The following is a 19,543-nucleotide window of genomic DNA, read 5'->3' on the forward strand; positions in this document are numbered from 1 at the left end:
TCAGCCCTCCACCACCCAGGTGTCCTTGGTTCCGCCGCCTTGCGACGAGTTGACGATCAACGACCCTTCGCGCAACGCCACGCGCGTGAGGCCACCGGGTACCAGGCGGGTCTCCTTGCCCGACAGCACGAACGGGCGCAGGTCGATATGCCGGGGGGCGATGCCGTTTTCGACAAATGTCGGGCAGGTGGACAGGCTCAGGGTCGGTTGGGCGATATAGGCGTGGGGACGCGCCTTGATGCGTTGGCGGAAGTCCTCGATCTCCGCCGCCGTGGACGCGGGGCCGACCAACATGCCGTAGCCGCCGGAGCCCTGGGTTTCCTTGACCACCAGTTCCGGCAGGTGGGCCAGCACATGGGACAGCTCATCCGGCTTGCGGCACTGAAACGTCGGCACGTTTTGCAGGACCGGTTCTTCGTCCAGGTAGAAGCGGATCATTTCCGGCACGTAGGGGTAGATCGACTTGTCGTCCGCGACGCCGGTGCCGATGGCGTTGGCCAGCACCACGTTGCCGGCGCAGTAGGCCGCGACCAGGCCGGGCACGCCGAGCATCGATTCCGGGTTGAACGCCAGCGGGTCGAGGAACGCGTCGTCGATACGGCGGTAGATCACGTCCACGGCCTTGGGGCCGTCGGTGGTACGCATGAACACCTTGAGATCCTGCACGAACAGGTCGGCGCCCTCCACCAACTCCACGCCCATTTCCCGGGCCAGGAACGCATGCTCGAAAAATGCGCTGTTAAAGCGCCCCGGCGTCAGCACCACCACATTGGGGTTGTCCAGGCGGCTGGCGCTTTTCAGGGTTTTGAGCAGCAGGTTGGGGTAGTGGTCCACTGGCGCGATGCGCTGTTTGGCGAACACTTCGGGGAACAGGCGCATCATCATCTTGCGGTCTTCGAGCATATAGCTCACACCGCTGGGCGTGCGCAGGTTGTCTTCGAGCACGTAGTAGGTGCCGTCGCCATCGCGCACCAGGTCCACCCCGGAAATATGCGAGTAGATGTCGCGGTGCAGATCGAGGCCGACCATCGCCTTCTGGTAACCCTCGTTGCCCAGCACCTGGTCCGCCGGAACGATCCCGGCCTTGATGATGCGCTGGTCGTGGTAGATATCGGCAAGGAACATGTTCAGCGCAGTGACGCGCTGGATACAGCCACGCTCGATGATGCTCCATTCACTGGCAGGGATGCTGCGCGGGATGATGTCGAAGGGGATCAGGCGCTCGGTGTCCTGCTCGTCGCCATACAAGGTGAAGGTGATCCCGGCGCGGTGGAACAACAGGTCGGCTTCGCGGCGACGCTGGTCCAGCAGTTCTGGCGGCGTATTGGCCAGCCAGCGGGAGAATTCCTGATAGTGCGCGCGGCATACACCGTGTGCGTCATTCATTTCATCAAAGAAAGATCGAGCCATTCCAGTACCTTGTCAGTGCCGAGGGAAGCGCGGGGGGGCACTGCCGCTTTGAAAAACGCATTTTTTATGAGCCCGTGGCGCAGGGTGCCATCGGGCCAGGTCCTTACTTTCTTATGGGGTCGGCTCTGGGTCGGGGGGTAACGAATGCTCCTGTATCCGGGCATGGCGGGTGAACGATGAATGGATTAAGCAATGCCTGTGCCGAAACCGGCAAAGCGTCTCTATTCCCTGGTGGCGAGCGCGTTTGCTCGCCACCAGGGAACGGCGCGCGCACTACAACGGTGCATACGCGAACTTGAACGTTTCTGAATGCCCGGCCAGGGATTCACCGGAACTTTAACGACCCGCGCAGGGCCTCATCTTGACGCAGGCCGCGTTCTTCAAAAGAGCTACGCTATGTCAAGGCGATCAGAGGAGACGGTCATGTCAAAAGATTCGGAAGAAGACCTCAACGACCCCGGCAACGAAGACCCGGGGTCGCTGATGGATGATGCAGAAGTGCCGCTCAAGGAACCGGATGACGCCGCGGACCCTGGCAGCGGTGAACATCAAGACTGATTGTTCATACCTTGCCAGCGTTGGCCGGCTGCCGGTATGAGCATTAGTTGATCATGTTCCTATCCAGGAGTGTTCGGCGCCAATCTTTATCTGGAGTTGGTGAAGAAGTGATAGGTAGTGCTCCTTCATCTTTTTTATCTGATTACCCAGCAGGTCCGGCGGAGTAATACCCTTGCTCGCATAATATTGGCGCGCTTCACGTTCAATATCGACTATCGGTCCGGATGAGACCAGCTTACCGTCGACAATCTTCGATTCTTTAGCCAACCCATCGAGGCCCAGATGGTACATGTCAGGTCTTTTTGACTGGAGCACGTCATCAAACATTGTTGGGCCTACCGTCTCGAAAATCTTACTTTCGTAGGTGCGAAATTCAGAGGTGTATTGGATTTCCCCTCCGGGCCCTCTGGTGACGGTGGGGCGGTTGCTTTCAAAGTAAGCTTTGTTAGCGGAAAAACGCTTGTTCATCTCCGCGATCATATCGTTAATAACCGGATTGCCAGGCTGCGTCGCAAAGTTACTGGTGTTGTAGAAGGGTTTGTAGTCCGTAATAGTATGGGCGACGGGTCTGTTAAGCAGAATGTCGCTGGAGCCCGCCTTCAATGCGGTAGCGCCAATATTGACTGGAATCGCATCATCGGTGTCGAGGTAAATGCCTCCGTATTTATTCATCAGTGGGTAACGGGCGACATCCGAAGTGGCGGCGAGATTTTTACCTTGCCCCTGTCGAAAATAGTTGTACATTTCAGTGTCTTTCAATTGTTTGAAAAAATCGTCCTCGTGCAGATTCATGACGCTTAGGCCAGGCGCTTGAGTGTGCAATTTGCTTTTGATTTTTTCGAACATCGCCGGGCTGTCCGCATCTACATGGATAATGGATTTATACCCAGGTGCATTGGCAGAGTTGTTGGCGATGTTTTCTATCAGGTTCGGCGGAATGTCACTGCCAGCCCAAAAATAGTGAATCTGTTTGGGGATAGGGTGAGCATCTTTTGGAACCCGTAAAATTGTCGGAGGGGAAACATCAACATATTTAAACGCGCGGGCATCGACTTTTTTTGCGTGTTTAAACTCACTAAGCGTTCCCCGTTGCCATTTTCCTTTGCCACTCCTCCAGAAGTAATCCTGGTCTGGGGCACCGCTTGCTGGTTTGAGGTTGCTGGATTTCCACGTACCGGCATAGATGTTGAAGGTGACATCATGTTCTACGCCCTTGTGGTTCAGCGAATAGGGGCGTGTCGGGTTTCCCGTCAGGTGGATATCGTCCAGCGGGATTAAGTAGGTATTTTCTCCGGGGTTCCAGGGGTTGCCGCCCGCGCCCCCCAGGAGGCGGTCGGTTCTGGAGAGCGGTTCCCATCCGGAAAGCCCCAGATCCCTGACCGGTAGGTCAGGCCCCGTGCGCGCCGGATGCCGGATAACTCGCTGGCCATCCTTGAGGTGTGACTCATAAAACTTACCATCGATTTTTACATATTCTTTTTTACTGCGACCCACGTACACATTGGACTGTAAGCCTTTTGTCGATAACTCTTGGGGCGCAATGTACTTGACCTCATAGCCCAACAAATCGGCGTCCATCGACCTCACGTCACCATTGGCCGCGACCCGGCTCGGTTTGAAATCCGTCAGCGGCGGGCCGAAGGCACGTTTATTGATCGCGTCGTAGCGATGCCAATTACCTTGAAACAAAACCACGTTACCTTCGACCGTCTCTTGCCCCACGGTGAATCTGCCGGTTGCTGCCACGCCGTGCTGCTGACTGGCGGTCTTCACCACATCATTACTGCCGATCGAGTGCAGGCTATTGGGGTCATTCAACCTCGGCGTGTCAACGCTGAAGTTGTCCAACGGCCTGCCGTATGCCTGCTTCGCGAGCGGATCGTAGGCGTACCACTTATTGGTCGCCTCATCGAATTTGCCCAGCGCTTTGCTTTCGCGTGTGCCATTAGCTGTTTTGAGTGTGCCTTCGGCGACATCGGTTTTTTTCGCCAATTCAAGTAGATCGACACCTCGGTAAGAGCCGCGCAGATGTTTGACCCCCTTGATCGCTGTGCTGACGCCTTGATGCAGGCCGTTCGCCACGCCGCGAACCAGGTCGGCAACCCCGTCCAATGGATTGAGTGCGCCCACGGTCGCGCGCCCTATAATCTTGGCGACCTGACCAACCTTGGCAACTGTCGATGCGCCGGCCGCCGCGACTTTCGCGCCTTTTGCCGCGGCTCCCAAGCCGACGGCGAAACCAAAGATATCGAAGGCAAGATCGACAACGCCCCCACCAACATTGCCGTTGGTAAAATTAACAATGGCTGACCGTAACGGGATCAGGTTGAGCGCGATCTCCTCAACGGTCTCATGCAGCGGTACTTCAGAGTCAAAGGTGGTTCTGCCCTTGGCGTACTTCTCCACCGCCGGCAAGTTGATATCCTCTACCAATGCATCAACGATGTATTGGGTTCTAGCGCTACTGAAACTATTGGGTGCGCCTTGTGCATCTTTGTTTTCATGGGTTATCCCCGCTGCATAGTGACCTGCGGGTTTTACCTCATCAAAACGTTTGCCTGCTTTTATAGAATGAACCGTCGGCTCATAGTCCCGATAAGTCTTGTCCGGCAGCTTGGTCACCGTCCCTTTTAGTCGATCGATTTCATAGCTCATGCGCTGGCCATTGCGCTCGGTCTCGACCAGCAGAACACCGTCTGAAACACGCCTGGGCTGATCGGCGCGGTGGAACGACATTTCTTTGCGGATTGTTATTTTGCCAAACTCCAGATTCTGCCGATCCTCCAGCGGCTGTTTCGAAATAAGGTGCTTGAGCTGCGCGGCGGTCGTTTTTTTGACGGCACTGGAGTAATCCGAGAACGTCTCGTTGAATATCTCCGTCGGGCGCGGTAGTTCGTTAAGCCGTTCCAGCACATCGCTAATGCTGAACCCGTCCGAGGAGGACACCCATGCGCTGGGACGACCGTCCGGCCGCAGAGTGACGCCGCCAAATGTCAGTAGGTTCACGAAACCACGGCCCGCTTCCCCCCAATTATCCGCTGAGTCCGGTGCGCCTTTGAGTCCTCGACCATCGATATACATGTCCAGTATCGAGTAAGGCCCGGGGAAGTGCCGGTTGGAAGGCTGCAGGGTGATAGTTTTTTCTTCGAACAGTTCCGGGTCGACGTGAGGCAGCGCTACTTTTAACTGTTCCAGCGCAATGCCCCTCGTCGTCGGCATTTGCCCGATGTGCGTTTGCGCAGCCTCTCTCAACTCTCGAATCTGCGCGCTGTAGGCCTCGCGGGCAGTCGTCATTGAGGCCTCCGTCGACGGGTAATCCATACCGTTGGCAACGCTCCAGTGTTTGATTGCGTCGGTCTGGGCGACATATTCGACAGTGCGTTCGTCGTCAGAGATCGGCGCAACGCTGGCTTCGAGCATAACGTCGGCGTAGCTCATCGACGCCGTGTTTCCTGGCGCTTTCGCTTCGATTCGGGCAACCGCCGTGGCAAGACTGACCCAGCTGTGGGTGCCCACGACGACGCCTTCCGGGATGTCCTTGATCAGGAATTCCGGTGCCCGGCTGGCCAGTAACAGGTGAGCCTGAATCGTGGCTTTTTCCGGGGATGAGGCTTTACCTTTGGCGACCAGGTGATCCTCCAGCTCCTTGACAACCGTCGACGGTGATTTGCCCGAGTTCTCCGCCGAGACCAGCCGATAGCCTTCAATTTGACCAGGGGCTTGGTGATCGACGTCGTCGCCAGAGACGCTGGCGCTTTCGCTGTTCAGGGCCGTGAGCAGCCAGTCAGAAGCACTGCCTTTGACACCCCGCGCCTCGAACGCAGTTTGAATCGCCTCACCCAGCGCCTTGCCTCTGGGCGATGTGATCCAGGTATCGATCAGCCTTCGCGGGTTGCTCTGTTCCGCCGCGGAAATTGTCCTGCCGCTCAGCAGGTAGTCCAGGACATTTTTTGACGGTCCTAAGTCAATATCGCCAATTTTGCCTGTACCAATATCTGCCTTCAGCTGTTGCAGGTCTCCCTGATCCAGCGGCACAGGCCAAGCCAGCGCTCCGCCGAGGTTACCGTGCGCCGGCATCTTGGGCGCCGGGGTTGAGAGGGCGGTTGCGAGGTTCTCCAGCTGTTCGTGATGGGTGGGAATATGCCAGCCATGATCTTCCAGGAATTGCACGAGGCTGACCCTGTTCGATTGGCTAGCACTGATGGGTTGGTAGGTGCTCGGGGAAGACAGAGAGAGCGTCCGCCTCTTCAATTCGCCCGGGATTTGCTCGGGATTGCGGATGTCCACGGACTTTGCCAGGTGCCGCAGCTCGTTGATGGCCTCATACCGATTCACCACATCGCCCACCGTGGCTTCCTGTTTTTGGAGCGCGTCCGCGCTACGCGATTCAATCAAGCCTGCCGCGCTGCTCGGGTCGAGGCGTGAAAAACCTTGGTCCCGGTCGAGTTCTTCAGCACGCCTGCGCATCGCCGGTCCTGTAAGGTCTTGCCGCTCTTGATAAAACCGCCCCACCATAAACCAAGGTGCGGATTCACTGAGATCACTTGCCGGCGGCGTGAAGGCCGTATCCTCGTGCCCCGCGTTGATCACACGTGCGGCCTGGAGGATGGGGCCGCTGATCGCGCCCCAGCGCCTGTCGTCTTGCCCGACGGTATGCAGTTTCTGCTCGGGATCAACCGAAGGCTTGAGCTTGAAGGTGATCGTTCCCGATTCCGGTTTGAGTGTTATCGACTCAGCATTAATACCTTTGTCACGCATCCACTGAACGACGTCGGGTGATCGAAAGGCGGCACGCAACTGCCCCCACCACCGACCGAATGAGGAATCGGCAGGTATCGGGCGGATGTTGATATTGCTCTCGCGATTGGCCGCCAGCAGCAACGCAGTACTGTATTCGGCCGCCAATGCGCGATCGCCTTCGGTACGAGCGTCGCCTGCCGACTCGGTGGGGGCAGGGGCTTCGCGTTTGTGTCTGGCGAGTGGCAGGTGGGATAGGGCGAATGGCTGGGGTTGTGCGGTGATGTGCGTGGAAACACTGGTCATGAGGTCTGTCGCCTGAGGTTACGAGATGACGCCAGGGGGGCAGTGCCCGCGGCATTAACCTTGTGTAGCGACAGAAGCGGTCTTGATTCCTTCGTTCAGCCAAAACACCGTTACCCGGTATTACGCAGTGCCAGGCGCAGGTGCGGTTCACCCTGCTTACAGGCGTTCGCGCAACAGACGTTTTCGGTTCGGTACGAATACACTCAAACGAGTGTATGGAAGGCAAGGGCGGCGCGCCGCCCTTTTACCGTGCAGTGCTACTCAGAGCTTCACGCTGCTGATCACTTGGGTAGCGTCATCCGGATTGGTGACGGTGTGGAAGCCCAACGCGTTGGTCAACTCACGCAACGGGGTGTTGCTCGCTTCATCCACGGTGTACATCGACGTGAAGTTGTTTGCTTTCGCCGCGGTCATCAGGTGTTGCATCAAAATGTGCCCAAGTCCCAGGTGCTGCCAAGGGTCCGCCACGGTGACCGCGCATTCGCATTCGTGCTCTTTGGCTGCGGCATAGCGCGCAACGCCGATTTCGATCAGTTTGCCGTTGTCATGCACCAGGGCAATAAACGCCACGCGTTGCTGATTGTCGACATCCATCAATTGATCGAGCAGGGTCTTGCCGGGCTCGTTGATTTCGCCGAGGAAGCGCGCGTGCCGGGACTCGCGGGACAAGCTCTTGATGAAGTTATATTCGCGGTCCCGGTCTTCGATTCTCAGCGGGCGCACCAGCACATGGCGGCCGTCATTGAGCTTATCGATCCAGTGCGGTTCCGGGCTTGTTTTATAGGCGATGGCGGCTTGTCTGTTGTGCTCTTCGACGGTAAGCATGGTGTGAGCTCCGAGGTTTGGGGGCGACAGGAGCGGCCCCCTGTTGCTTCGGTTCTACGCCTTTGCCGACAGATAAAGCTGATTTGGATCAGATGAGGCCCTGTTACTCGGGACCATGCCGATGACAGCCGGATATGAACGTCTTGAGTTTCGCCAGGTCGAGAATCTCGACATTGCGCGCGCTGATATGCACCAGGCCCAGTTTGCGTAACTGCGCAATGCTGCGGCACACCGTCTCCAGGCGCAGGCCCAGATAAGAGCCGATCTCTTCTCGTCGCATGCGTAATATAAAAGATCGCGATGAATAACCACGCGTACTCATACGCATTGATATATTCAATACAAATGCACAAAGCCGCTCATCGGCGTTCATATTACCCATCTGCAATAACATGCCGTGATCACGCACAATTTCGCGGCTCATGATTTTGTTCAAGTTATGTTGCAACGACGGTATTTGACCGGCCAGTCGCTCCAGTTGGTTGAAGTGCAGAGGGCACACTTCGCTGTCTTCCAGCGCAATCGCGTTGCAGGCATGGGCATCGGCACTGATGGCGTCGAGGCCGAGCATTTCCCCGGCCATCTGGAACCCGGTGACTTGCTCGCGACCATCCATGGACAGTATGCAGGTCTTGAAGAATCCGGTACGCACGGCGTAAAGCGAGCGTAACGGATCAGCGGTGCGATACAGCGAAGCACCTTTTTTGACTTTGACGCGTTGTGGAATCAATGTGTCCAGGCGACCCACTTCGATCTCGGTCAAACCCAGGGGTAAACACAACTCTAAAACGCTGCAGCTCGCGCAGGTTGTTTTTAAATGTTGGACTTGTACAAGAACTGGAGTTGACTTCATCACAAAAGCCTCTTGCACACACACATATATATTCCTCCTACTTAACATCCAAATATTGGAGAAAGATAGGTGCATGTTTCATATATTTGACCGCTGATCGCTTTCGAGTGTGATGAGTCTCGTTATGCCCCCTCAATGAATGCCTTTGACATGCCCTCGCCGCGAGTGTGCAGCGAGGGTGTGCATACGATCACCGCGCTCAGTCGAGCACTTCCGGTTTAACCATCCACACGCTGCAAGGCATTTTGTACAGCAGCATTTCGGCGGTACTGCCGAGCAGGCGCGATAGGCCGCGATGACCGACCCGGCCCATGACGATCACATCGACGTTGTAGGCATCGGCATAGCTGGACAGCACTTTCGCCGGGTTACCCAAGATCATATGGCGCTGCGCCGGCGGAATACCGTTGCGCGCGGCCAAGTCATTGAAGGCCTGCCCCTGTTCGTCGAACAGCCGTTTGGCGGCCACCGAAGAGAAGAACCCGGCACCGCTGCCGAGTCCATACTCCTGAGCCCCGAGATCGGACAGGTCATGGGCATAAATTACCTCGACCTCGGCATCACAGGCTGTCGCCAGTTTGACGGCTTCATGCAGGATGCGGTCGTTAAGGCTGTCGTAGTGCTCGTCGTGATGGAACGGGTCGACGGCCGCCACGATCTTGCGCGGTAACGCATGGGGCGCACCGCTGACAAAATGCAGTGGCACCGGGCATTCGCGAATCAGGTGGACGTCCAGCGGCGTAAACAACAAGCGCGACAACAGGGACTCATGCTCCAGCGCCTTGATCACCACGGCCATGGGCTCTTCCTTAAGACGAATCAGAATTTCCTGCAGCGGGCGCTCCACCCACGCCACTTCGGTGGTGACGGTCAGGCCGAGGTTGCGCAAGGGCCTGGCCTGATCCTCCAGCCACTGGTGATGGCGCTCTACATAGCCAATTCGCATCTGTTCCAGCGCCTGCTCGTTGACCAGGCCGGCGGTAGCCAGGCCTTCCAGGTAATCGAAGGCGAGGATGTGCAGCGCGGCGCCTTCAGCCTTGGCCAGGGCGGCGGCCCGGTCGAAGGCGGGGCTGTGTTCCATCAGTGGCGAAACCAGCAGTAAGAAACGTGCTTGAGCAGACATGGGCAATCTCCCTTGGGTAACCAGCAGATAGCATCGGGCAATGATACTTACTCTAGATCATGGCGCCGGGCGCCGGCGCCGGTTTGACTTGCATCAAGTCGCCTTGAGCCAGCGCACGCTCAGCGACATCCAGCCGGGTGTCTCGATCAATCAGAGGATTGTTGATAATGATCAACCCCTGTGTTGTCATCGCGGTGCAGTCTGGATGTCATTCAGGCTTTTCCAGACGCAGGAGGTCACGCCGTGGCAACCATGAGAGCAGCTGTCTTCGTTGAAAAAAACCGCATCGTCCTCGACGACAAACCCATCCCCGAAGTCGGCCCGCTGGACGCGTTGGTGCGTATCACCACCACGACCATCTGCGGCACCGACGTGCATATCCTGCGCGGTGAGTACCCGGTGGCCAAAGGGCTGACCGTGGGCCATGAACCGGTGGGCGTGATCGAGCGGCTGGGCTCCCAGGTACGTGGTTTCGTTGAGGGGCAGCGGGTGATCGCCGGCGCCATCACGCCCAGCGGGCAGAGTTATGCCTGCCTGTGCGGCTGCGGCTCCCAGGACGGCCCCGACACCCGGCATGGCTTTCGCGCGGCCGGCGGCTGGAAGTTCGGCAATACCATCGACGGCTGCCAGGCCGAATACGTACTGGTCCCCGATGCGCTGGCCAACCTGTGCCCGATCCCCGATGGGCTGAGCGACGAACAGGTGCTCATGTGCCCGGACATCATGTCCACCGGCTTTTCCGGAGCCGAGCGCGGTGAGGTGACCATCGGCGACACCGTCGCGGTCTTCGCCCTCGGGCCGATCGGCCTGTGCGCGGTGGCGGGCGCCCGGCTCAAAGGCGCGTCGATGATCATCGGTGTCGATGGCGTCAGCGAGCGCATGAACGTCGCCCGCAGCCTGGGCGCCACCCATATCGTCGACTTCAAGAAAGGCAATGTTGTCGAGCAGATCATGACCATCACCGACGGCCGTGGGGTTGATGTAGCGATCGAGGCCCTGGGCACCCAGGGTACGTTCGAGTCGGCATTGCGCGTGCTGCGTCCGGGAGGGCGGGTCTCCAGCCTGGGGGTCTATTCCAGCGACCTGCACATTCCCTACGACGCGTTCAGCGCGGGCTTGGGGGATTACAGCATCGTGTCGACCCTGTGCCCCGGCGGCAAGGAACGCATGCGCCGCTTGCTGGCCGTGGTGGCCAGCGGCGGGGTGGATCTGTCGCCCCTGGTGACGCACCGTTTCAAGCTCGACGATATCGAGGCCGCCTATGAGCTGTTTGCCCATCAGCGCGACGGTGTCATGAAGGTCGCGATCACGCCCTGAAGGCGCCTGTAAATGACGCAAACCCTCGGGCTGGCCGGTGCCGCCGCGGCGCTGGGCATCGGCATGCTGATCGGCCTTGAGCGCGAACGCCACAAGGGCCAGGGCGAGTTGCGCGCGTTTGCCGGTTTGCGCACCTATTCGATTACCGCGTTATTGGGCTACGTCTCGCAGCAAGTCGGCGGTGGCCTGTTGCTGGGCCTGATCGCCGGGTGCCTGGCCGTGATCGTCAGTACCGCTTACTGGAAGAGCCGGGACAACGACCCGGGGATCACCAGTGAAGTGGCGTTGCTCACGGTGCTGCTACTGGGCGCCTGGTGTGGGGTCGCTCCCGAACAGGCCACGGCCGTCGGCGTGGTGGTGGCCGGCCTGCTGGCCTATCGCGACAAGTTGCACAACTTTGCCCGCAGTCAATTGACCGATGTGGAAATGCGCGACGGCCTGTTGTTGTTGGTCGTTGCGCTGGTGGTCCTGCCGTTGGCGCCGGATCGCTTTATCGGCCCCTACGGCGCGCTGAACCCGCGCACCATCTGCACGTTGACGGTGTTGTTGATGGCGGTCGGCGCGGTGGGGCACGTGGCGGTGCGCGCGCTGGGGCCACGTTATGGCTACGTCGTGAGCGCCATTGCTTCGGGGTTCGCCTCCAGTACCGTGACCGTTGCCGCCATGGGCCAGATGGTCGCCAAAGAGCCGGAGCACCTGCGCATCCTCGCGGCGGCGGCCATTTTCTCGAATATTGCGACGGTGGCCCAGGCGGCTCTGATCCTCGGCACCGTGGAACCGGCGCTGCTGTCGCAGATGGCCTGGCCGCTGCTCGCCGGGTTTGCCACCACCGCGTTGTACGGTGTGTGCCTGATGTGGCACGCGCCGACGGCGGCGGCCAGCCAAACCATCAAGGTGGGCGGCGCATTCGACCTCAAGCTGGCGCTGATCATGGTCGTGACCCTGACCGGCATTACCTTCTTGTCGTCGCTGATGCTCCATCACTTCGGCCAGGTCGGCGTGATATTGACTGCCACCCTGAGTGGCTTTGCCGATGCCCACGCGTCCATCGCCTCGATCGCGGCCCTGGCCACCAGCGGCCAGCTGTCCCTGGAGGCCGCGTCCATCCCGGTGTTGCTCGCGGTCAGTTGCAACGCGCTGAGCAAGTGCGTGGTGGCCGGGGTCAGCGGCGGTCGTTACTTCGCGGTGTATGTGATCGTCGGCCAGGTCTTGCTGGTCGGCGCGATGTGGCTGGTCACATGGGCCGGCTGATGCTCCGTCAGGCAGGGATTTCCAGGGTCGCCCGCAGGCCGCCGGCCGCCAGGTTTTCCAGGCTGACCTGGCCGCCGAGGCGTTGGGCAATGGTTTGTACGATGGTCAGGCCCAGACCTGCGCCTTGGGCATTGCCACGGCTGTAGAAGCGTTCGAACAGGCGCTCGCGCTGGTTTTCGTCGATGCCAGGGCCCTGATCGTCGACGGTAAGGGCAAAACGCATGGCGTTCTTGCGCAAGCCCACGGTGATCACCCCGTGTTCCGGGGAGAAATTCGCGGCGTTGGTCACCAGGTTGGTCAGGGCGATATTGATCGCGGCGGCGTCGGTATTCACCGGGCACGGGCCATCCTCGACGTCGAATACCAGCTCAAGGCCTTTGCTCAACAGCCATGGGGTCAACTGAATCAGGGTTTCGCGCACTGTTGTCGCCAGGTCGATGGCCTGTACCGGCGGTTGCCCGGCGCTGGGCTCCAAGCGCGCCATGGTCAGCAATTGGTTGACCAGTCGGCTGGTGCGGTCGACGCCGGCGATCAGAAAGGCCAGGGACTCGCGCCGTTCGGTTTCCGTGCCGGCTTCCAGCAGGTTCTGGGCATGCACGCGCAATACCGCCAATGGTGTACGCATTTCATGGGCCGCATCGGCAATGAAGCGCCGTTCGCGGCCGAGCATTTCCTGGATCTGCGCGAGCATGCGGTTGAGCGCCGCCTGCATCGGCTCAAGCTCCGTGGGCAGCGGCGTCAGTTGCATCGGTTCGAGCGAGCCCGAATGCCGCGCGCGCAGGGTGGCGGCCATATCGGCCAGGGGCTTGAGGCCCCAGCCGATCGCCAGCCAGACCATCGCCGCGAGAATCAGGCTGCCCAGCACGTTGGGCCACAAGGTATGCCGCACGATGCGTTGCACCAGGTCGTCGCGCACGTCGTCGCGCTCGCCCACCCAGATCCGCAGGCCGTTGTCCTTGTCCTTGAGCACGAAGCCGCGCCATTGACGGCCGTTCAGGTCTTCGACGTTGCTGAAGCCCGGCTGGGTGGGCGCGGGGACAAATGACGGGGCGCTGGCGGTGAACACCAGCAGTTCGCCCTTGGGGTTCCACACCTGGAAGGCGACTTTGCTTTCGTAGGGGTGCCCATCCACCTTGGGCATCGCTTCGCCCAAGGCTTTGTTGAACGCGCGGTACAGGTCTTCCTGGTCCTGGCTGGCCAGCGGCATGCTCATCACGCCCTGGAGCAGGCGGGCGTTCTGCGCCAGTTGCGCGTCATAGACTTCGGCGATTTCGTGGTTGCTGTCATGCAGGTTGAGCGCGCTGATCAGCAGCAGACCGGCGAGCAGCAGGCCGATGATCAGGGTCAGGGTTCGCCGTCGTATAGAAGTCATCCGCGCTCCTCAACCAGATAGCCGACGCCGCGAACGGTGCGGATCAGCTCGCTGGAGAACTTCTTGCGCAGGTGATGGATATGCACTTCAAGGGTGTTGCTTTCAGCTTCTTCGTTCCAGCCGTAGAGCAACTGCATCAACTGGTCGCGGGTCATGACGCGGCCCGGTGGCGACAGCAGTTCGTGCAGCAGTTGATACTCCTTGGGGGTGAGCAGCACCGGTTCGCCGTGGTAGCTGACCTGTTGCGTGCTCGGGTCCAGGCAGATGCCCGCGTGCTCGATCATCACCCGTGCGCGCCCGGCGCTGCGGCGCAGCAACGCGCGCAGGCGCGCCTTGAGCTCGGCCAGGTCGAAGGGCTTGATCAGATAATCGTCGGCGCCGGCGTCCAGCCCGGCGATCCGGTCTTCGGTGGCATCCCGTGCCGTGAGGATCAGCACCGGCAGGTTCGAGCCGCTGTCGCGCAAGCGGCGCAGCACCTCCAGCCCATCCATGCGCGGCAGCCCCAGATCGAGCACCGCCACGTCAAAGGTTTCGCTGAGCAGTGCATGTAATGCACTGCTGCCATCTTTGAGCCAATCAACGGTGTAGCCTTCCCGCACCAGCGCCTGGTGAATACCTTCACCCAATGCTTCGTCATCCTCGATCAGTAATAGGCGCACGCGGACTCCCGTCAGTTGAGTTTTTTGTTGATGTCGGCCAGCACGCTTTCGATCTCTTTGCGCCGCCCGGCATCGGCGGTTTCCCGGCCCGGCCGTGGAGCGGCCAGCAGGGCTTTTTGCAGGGCCTCGCGGGCTTCGCTGTAGCGTTTTTGCCGGTACAGGTGATCCCCCCAGAAATACAGACTATCTATGCCCGTCGGGTTCAGTTGCAAGGCCTGTTTGAGTAACTGGTCAGCCTTGTCGGCATCGCCAAAGCCGATCGGCCAGCCGGGAACCCGATCATACAATGCGGCGAGGCTGGTGTAGGCCGAGCCTTGCAGGGCCTTGGGGTCGAGGGCGAGGGCTTTTTCCAGGTCTACCTTGGCCGCCTTGACCTTGCTCAACGCGCCAAGCCCGCCCTGGGCACCGGCCCAACTGCTGCTGACGATGCCGGACCAGATCCAGGCCTCGGCCGCTTGAGGGCGCGCCTGGGTGAAGGCTGTCGCCTGGGCGGCGAGTTGCTCAAAGGCCTTGGTGCGCTGTTCCTCGGGCAAGTTGTATTGAATATGGGCCCAGCGTGTCTGGATCTCGGTCAGGCGTTGCTGGTCGGCGCTGTCCAGCGCCCAGGTGAGTGGGCTCAGGGCGGTGAGCAGCAGCGCGGCGAAGAGGCGTTTCATGGGTTCAGATCCTTTTTCACGGGTTTATCGCTGAGGCGGCGGACCAGCGGCAGTTGTTTGCGCAAGCCTCGGTCGACCAGGTTCGGCAGCAGGCTGTTGAGGCGCACAAAAAAGCGCTCCGGCCAGCCCAGGTAAAGGTCGCGGCGGTCGTTGGCAATCGCTTTGATCACGGCGGCGGCCACGCTGTGCGGGTCGTCGACATTGGATTTAAGCGCATCGTTCAAGGCCTGCGCCGCAGGGCTGTTCATGCGCGTGTGGGTGGCACGCGGCGCGACGTACAACACGCCGACCCGCGTATCGGCCAGTTCCCGGCGCAGGGCTTCGGAAAACCCGCGCAAGGCGAACTTGGTCGCGCAGTAGGTGGCATAGCCGGGGTAACCGATGGAGCCGTAAGTGGAGCCGACGTTCACCACCATCGCGCTCGCGGCTTGCTTGAGCATGGGCAGCAGCAGCTTGGTCAGGCAGATCGGCGCGGTGATGTTCAACGCGAGCATGCCGTTGATCTCGTTTTCGTCGAGCTGTTCCAGCATGGCAAAGTGGTTGATCCCGGCTGCGTTGATCAGCAGGTTGACGCCGCCGATGGCTTGCGCGGCGGCCAGCACCTTGCGCCGGTCGTTGAGGAAGGTCAGGTCGGCGCCGACCCAGCACATTTGTTCCGGGTATTGCGCCAACAAGGCTTCCAGCGGTTCGCGATGACGCGCCACGGCCAGCACATGCGCGCCACTGGCGCACAGTGCGGTGGCAATCGCCAGGCCAATGCCACCGCTGGCGCCGGTCAGCACCACACGGGCTTCAGACAGGCGCATGGGGAGCCTCCCCGCTACGCGGCAGGTTGCGGAACATGTCGGTGTACAGCGCGTACACGACTTTGGAGGCGCGGATCACGGCGGCCTGGTCTTCGGGGTCGTCCAGGCTGTTCATCAAGCGGCGGTACGTTTCCATGTGCCCGATGTCCAGGGCACCGTGGGAACTCAGGTAGCTGAACGCCGTCTCCGGCAGTTGCAGGTGATCGCGGATGCTGCCGGCGGCGTGGGTGGCCAGGGCGATGCTGGTGCCTTCCAGCACATTGACCATGCCGAACAGGCCGACCGGATTGTCACGGGCGATCAGGTCGTAGAGGTAGCTGACCATCAACTCGATGGGCAAGCCCGGGCGTCCATCACGTACCGCATCGCGGTCGCCGCCACAGGCCGCGATGTCATCGAGCACCCATTGCTCATGGCCATATTCATCCTCGATGTACTCGCAGACCGCCTTGCGCAGCCACTCCAGGCGCGAGGGCAGGCGCGCACCGCAGGCCATCATCAATGGCACGGTGTGGCGCACGTGGTAGTAGGCCTGGGCGAGGAATTCACGGTAGCTCTCCAGGCTGACCTTGCCTTCCAGTGCATCACGGATGATCGGCAGGCTGAACAGGGTCTGGCGTTCTTGTTGGGTAGCGTCTTGCAGGGTGTCGAAAAAGTTCACGATGAAGTTTCCTCGTTGAGTGCAGGGGCAAGTTGAGATTGATAGCGCGCGACGATGGCGTCACGCCGTGGCCGGCCATTGGCGGTGAGCAAGCCGTTGGCGGCGGTGAACGGTTCTTCCAGGCGCGTCCAGCAATGCACCTGTGCGTAGTCGGGCAGGCCGCTGTTGGCCAGGGCCACGGCGGCGGCCAGTTGGGCGTCGGTGCAGTCGGCGCGATGAGGCCACAGCAGCGCGTGGTTCTGCGGCAGGGCTTCGCCGTAGACGAAGGCCTGGGCGATGGCGCCGCCCTGGGTCAGTTCGGCCTCGACCCAGTCCGGGTTGACGTTGCGCCCGTAACTGGTGACGAATTGATGCTTCTTGCGGCCTTTGAGGTAGAGAAAACCGTCGTCGTCGAACGCGCCCAGGTCACCGCTGGGCCACCATTGTTCGGGCTGTTCGGTCTGGCCCAGATAGCCGAGCAAGGTCGAGCCCTTGATCAGCACCTCGTTGTCTTCGGCCAGGCGGATCTCCACATGGGGCAGCGGCTGGCCAACACTGCCGGCGCGCTGGGCGCCGGGCCGGTTGAGGCACACCACCGAGGCGCATTCCGACAGGCCGTAGCCTTCGAACACCGGCACGCCCGAGTGCTGCGCGCGCAGCAGCAAGGCCTCGGAGACCCGCGCACCGCCCACCGCGGCAAAGCGCAGGCCTTGCGGGTTGAAGGCTTTCTGCTCGGCGGCGATGACCAGCATCAGCAGCAACTGCGGAACCAGGATCAGGCTGTGGGGTTGGCGCACCGCCAGGCAACCGAGCAATTGCGCGGCGTCCACCGCACTGGCGCCCTGGATGCCCAGGCTCTTCTGGCTGGGCAGGCTCAAGGTGGCGCCGGCATACAGCGCGGCGTAGCACCCCAGGTTCTCGAGCAGGATGGCAAGCGGCAATAATGACAGGTGATGGCGCGGGTCGCTGGCATGGCTGGCCTGGTACAACTCGCGGGCCACCCGCAATACGCTGTCGGCGCTCAGGCACACGCCTTTGGGCGTGCCGGTGGTGCCGGAGGTAAAGGTCACTTTGGCCGTGCCCAGGGGCATCGAAGGGCGGCCGTCGAACGCGCGGCACCAGAAGTCACCGGTTTTGCGGTAACCGCCAGCGTGCAATTCGGCGTCCAGGTAGGGCTCGGCGATCACGCGCTCGGCGTGGCTCTGTTCCAGGCAGTGGGCGCGCTGGGTCGGGCTGAAGAACGGCGGCAGAGTCAGGCAGGTCAAGCCTTCGAACAGGATCGCCAGGTCCCACAGCATGGCCTCGATGCCATTGTCCAGGGCCAGCGCCACCACCTTCACGCCTTCATCACGCAGGCGTTCCTGTCGAGCGGTCACCTCGGCGAACAGCGCGGTGTAATCCATCTTCAAGGTGTCGCCCCACAGGGCGACGGCGCCGTCATTGCGTTCGGCATAGCCGCGAAGAACAGCGTGGAAACGGCGGGTTTCAGGCGACATGGCTGGCATCCTCAATCGTGGTCGGCAACCCCAGGCGCGAGAACAGGCCCATGTTGCGCAGATGGATGAAGCCGGCGCGGATATTGCCGACATGCACCCAGGGTTGGCTTTCGTAATAACTGCCCCAGTGATGGCGCTCATCGCCCAGGCGCTGTGGGTCGGCGGCGCACAGGGTGACGGGCTTCAGACCGAGGCGATGGAAACTGTTGACCAGGCCGATATTGCCGGTGAATGCCACCCACTCCAGGCCGGCCATGGCCAGCAACCAGGTGATGGCGATGATGCTCAGGCGCGCACTGCCGGTGTCGCTGGCGGCCAGGTTGCCGACTTCGGCGATGGCCCCGCGGTCTACCGGTTGCGCGGCGGCGGCGCTGATCAGCGGCTCGATCGGATGGTCGAGGTAGCGCTCCAGGAACAACGACTCGTCGCTCGCCAGGCGCACCCCGGCGACGGCGCAGAGTTCACCGTTGGCCTGGCTGACGCCAAACAGCTGCGGCATGAAATGACGGATATCGGCACCGTGGGCAATCCGAAAGCGCTGCTGGATGAAGGCTTCGAAGGCTGGGCGTTGGGGGTCTTGAGGCAGTGCTCGGGAAAGGCACAGCGATGCGCTGTCGGCTTGGCCGAACAGCAGGGGCAGGGGAATCTTCCAATCGATACCGGGCATTGGCGTTATGCCTCCCAAGTGAAGTTGGGAGAAGTATCAAAGGCATTTCTTAACGAAGTCTGAAGGTGGCGAAAATGATCGTTTCAGCGATCTTCAGATTGTCTTAAGACTAGCCGGGCAGGGTGACCGCGACTTTATCAAGGCCGGGTTCGGCCCCAACCCCTGCACAAGGTGCCTTTTCTATGAGCGAAAACCTGATGACAGCGCGCTATTCAAGGCTGTCGATGATTCTGCACTGGTTGATGCTGGCGTTGTTTGTCGGCGTGTACGGTTGCATCGAAATCAAAGGTCTGTTGCCCCGCGGGCACGCACTCAAGGGGCTGTTCCTCGGCGCCCATGCGCTGTTCGGTATCGGGATTTTCCTGCTGGTCTGGCTGCGCCTGCTCGGGCGCCTGACGCCGCGCCCACCGATCGTGCCGCGCCCGCCGGCCTGGCAGACGGGCATGTCGCACCTGATGCACCTGGCGTTGTACGGCCTGATGATCGTCACGCCGCTGCTGGCCTGGCTGATGCTCAACGCCGCAGGCAAACCGGTGCCGTATTTCGAGTTTTCCTTGCCGACCCTGGTCGCAGCGGACCCCGACCTGGCCAGGCAGTTCAAGCACTGGCATGAATGGTTGGGCAGCGCCGGTTATTGGCTGATCGGCCTGCACGCCGCCGCCGGTTTGTTCCACCACTATTGGGTGCGGGACAACACCTTGCTGCGCATGCTGCCAAAACGTTAAGAACGCTGAGGTTGCGGTTAAGTCGCTTGATGAAACGTTTCATCAAGCGACAAACGGGCTACGCAAGCGCTTGCGTAAGCAAATCTATCTGATTAGAGTCGGTGGTGATCGGCTCTGATCCAAGGAGCGCGAATACAAAAAT

At 60.6% G+C, this 19,543-nt stretch carries 16 protein-coding genes; 4 read left to right on the forward strand and 12 right to left on the reverse strand.

Annotated features, from left to right (window positions below):
• Positions 1 to 1,410 (reverse strand): circularly permuted type 2 ATP-grasp protein, encoded by a 1,410-nt coding sequence (locus tag C5F70_RS09155; RefSeq protein ID WP_026139870.1) that lies wholly within the window; start codon positions 1,408 to 1,410, stop codon positions 1 to 3.
• Positions 1,411 to 1,833: 423 nt separating this feature from the next.
• Here C5F70_RS09155 and C5F70_RS31000 point away from each other — a divergent pair, with 423 nt between their 5' ends.
• A complete protein-coding gene (locus C5F70_RS31000; protein WP_256350977.1) occupies positions 1,834 to 1,968 on the forward strand; it encodes a hypothetical protein in 135 nt (44 codons plus the stop codon).
• A gap of 51 nt (positions 1,969 to 2,019) precedes the next feature.
• On the opposite strand, the gene C5F70_RS09160 is transcribed toward C5F70_RS31000, so the two are convergent.
• The 4 genes from C5F70_RS09160 to C5F70_RS09175 all read right to left on the reverse strand — a co-directional run bounded on the left by C5F70_RS09160 (position 2,020) and on the right by C5F70_RS09175 (position 9,812).
• Positions 2,020 to 7,011 carry a glycosyltransferase family 32 protein gene (locus tag C5F70_RS09160; protein ID WP_104903148.1) on the reverse strand — a complete coding sequence of 1,664 codons (4,992 nt, stop codon included), beginning with the start codon at positions 7,009 to 7,011 and terminating at the stop codon, positions 2,020 to 2,022.
• 261 nt (positions 7,012 to 7,272) lie between these two features.
• Positions 7,273 to 7,836: a GNAT family N-acetyltransferase gene (locus tag C5F70_RS09165; RefSeq protein ID WP_046383356.1), complete on the reverse strand. Its 564-nt coding sequence runs from the start codon at positions 7,834 to 7,836 to the stop codon at positions 7,273 to 7,275.
• Between the two features lie 103 nt (positions 7,837 to 7,939).
• Positions 7,940 to 8,689 carry a helix-turn-helix domain-containing protein gene (locus C5F70_RS09170; RefSeq protein WP_032804245.1) on the reverse strand — a complete coding sequence of 250 codons (750 nt, stop codon included), beginning with the start codon at positions 8,687 to 8,689 and terminating at the stop codon, positions 7,940 to 7,942.
• Positions 8,690 to 8,888: 199 nt separating this feature from the next.
• A complete protein-coding gene (locus C5F70_RS09175) occupies positions 8,889 to 9,812 on the reverse strand; it encodes a universal stress protein (protein ID WP_017845728.1) in 924 nt (307 codons plus the stop codon).
• Between the two features lie 243 nt (positions 9,813 to 10,055).
• On the opposite strand from C5F70_RS09175, the gene C5F70_RS09180 reads away from it, so the two are divergent.
• Together C5F70_RS09180 and C5F70_RS09185 are read left to right on the forward strand one after the other, a co-directional pair.
• Positions 10,056 to 11,129 (forward strand): NAD(P)-dependent alcohol dehydrogenase, encoded by a 1,074-nt coding sequence (locus tag C5F70_RS09180; RefSeq protein WP_026139872.1) that lies wholly within the window; start codon positions 10,056 to 10,058, stop codon positions 11,127 to 11,129.
• Positions 11,130 to 11,141: 12 nt separating this feature from the next.
• Positions 11,142 to 12,380 carry an MgtC/SapB family protein gene (locus C5F70_RS09185; protein ID WP_104903149.1) on the forward strand — a complete coding sequence of 413 codons (1,239 nt, stop codon included), beginning with the start codon at positions 11,142 to 11,144 and terminating at the stop codon, positions 12,378 to 12,380.
• Between the two features lie 7 nt (positions 12,381 to 12,387).
• On the opposite strand, the gene C5F70_RS09190 is transcribed toward C5F70_RS09185, so the two are convergent.
• Genes C5F70_RS09190 through C5F70_RS09220 form a run of 7 tightly spaced genes read right to left on the reverse strand, consistent with a single transcriptional unit; the run spans position 12,388 to position 18,676 of the window.
• Complete coding sequence (locus C5F70_RS09190) at positions 12,388 to 13,752, reverse strand: ATP-binding protein (protein WP_017845732.1); 1,365 nt, start codon at positions 13,750 to 13,752, stop codon at positions 12,388 to 12,390.
• Positions 13,749 to 14,411, reverse strand: coding sequence for a response regulator (locus C5F70_RS09195; RefSeq protein ID WP_017845733.1), 663 nt, complete (start codon positions 14,409 to 14,411; stop codon positions 13,749 to 13,751). Before C5F70_RS09195 ends, C5F70_RS09190 begins: the two co-directional genes overlap by 4 nt.
• A gap of 11 nt (positions 14,412 to 14,422) precedes the next feature.
• A complete protein-coding gene (locus C5F70_RS09200; protein ID WP_017845734.1) occupies positions 14,423 to 15,067 on the reverse strand; it encodes a tetratricopeptide repeat protein in 645 nt (214 codons plus the stop codon).
• On the reverse strand, positions 15,064 to 15,873 hold the full coding sequence (locus C5F70_RS09205; RefSeq protein ID WP_104903150.1) for an SDR family oxidoreductase: 810 nt from the start codon (positions 15,871 to 15,873) through the stop codon (positions 15,064 to 15,066). The genes C5F70_RS09200 and C5F70_RS09205 overlap by 4 nt, the downstream gene beginning before the upstream one ends.
• The gene (locus tag C5F70_RS09210; RefSeq protein ID WP_017845736.1) at positions 15,860 to 16,534 is read right to left on the reverse strand and encodes a TenA family transcriptional regulator; all 675 of its coding nucleotides are present in this window, start codon (positions 16,532 to 16,534) and stop codon (positions 15,860 to 15,862) included. The genes C5F70_RS09205 and C5F70_RS09210 overlap by 14 nt, the downstream gene beginning before the upstream one ends.
• A complete protein-coding gene (locus C5F70_RS09215; RefSeq protein ID WP_104903151.1) occupies positions 16,531 to 18,009 on the reverse strand; it encodes an AMP-binding protein in 1,479 nt (492 codons plus the stop codon). The genes C5F70_RS09210 and C5F70_RS09215 overlap by 4 nt, the downstream gene beginning before the upstream one ends.
• Positions 17,999 to 18,676 (reverse strand): thermostable hemolysin, encoded by a 678-nt coding sequence (locus C5F70_RS09220; RefSeq protein WP_104903152.1) that lies wholly within the window; start codon positions 18,674 to 18,676, stop codon positions 17,999 to 18,001. Before C5F70_RS09220 ends, C5F70_RS09215 begins: the two co-directional genes overlap by 11 nt.
• Before the next feature lie 182 nt (positions 18,677 to 18,858).
• On the opposite strand from C5F70_RS09220, the gene C5F70_RS09225 reads away from it, so the two are divergent.
• Positions 18,859 to 19,401 (forward strand): cytochrome b, encoded by a 543-nt coding sequence (locus C5F70_RS09225; RefSeq protein ID WP_017845739.1) that lies wholly within the window; start codon positions 18,859 to 18,861, stop codon positions 19,399 to 19,401.
• The last annotated feature ends 142 nt before the right edge of the window (positions 19,402 to 19,543 follow it).

The organism is Pseudomonas sp. LH1G9, from assembly GCF_002949975.1.
GTDB classification, from domain to species: Bacteria; Pseudomonadota; Gammaproteobacteria; order Pseudomonadales; family Pseudomonadaceae; genus Aquipseudomonas; species Aquipseudomonas veronii.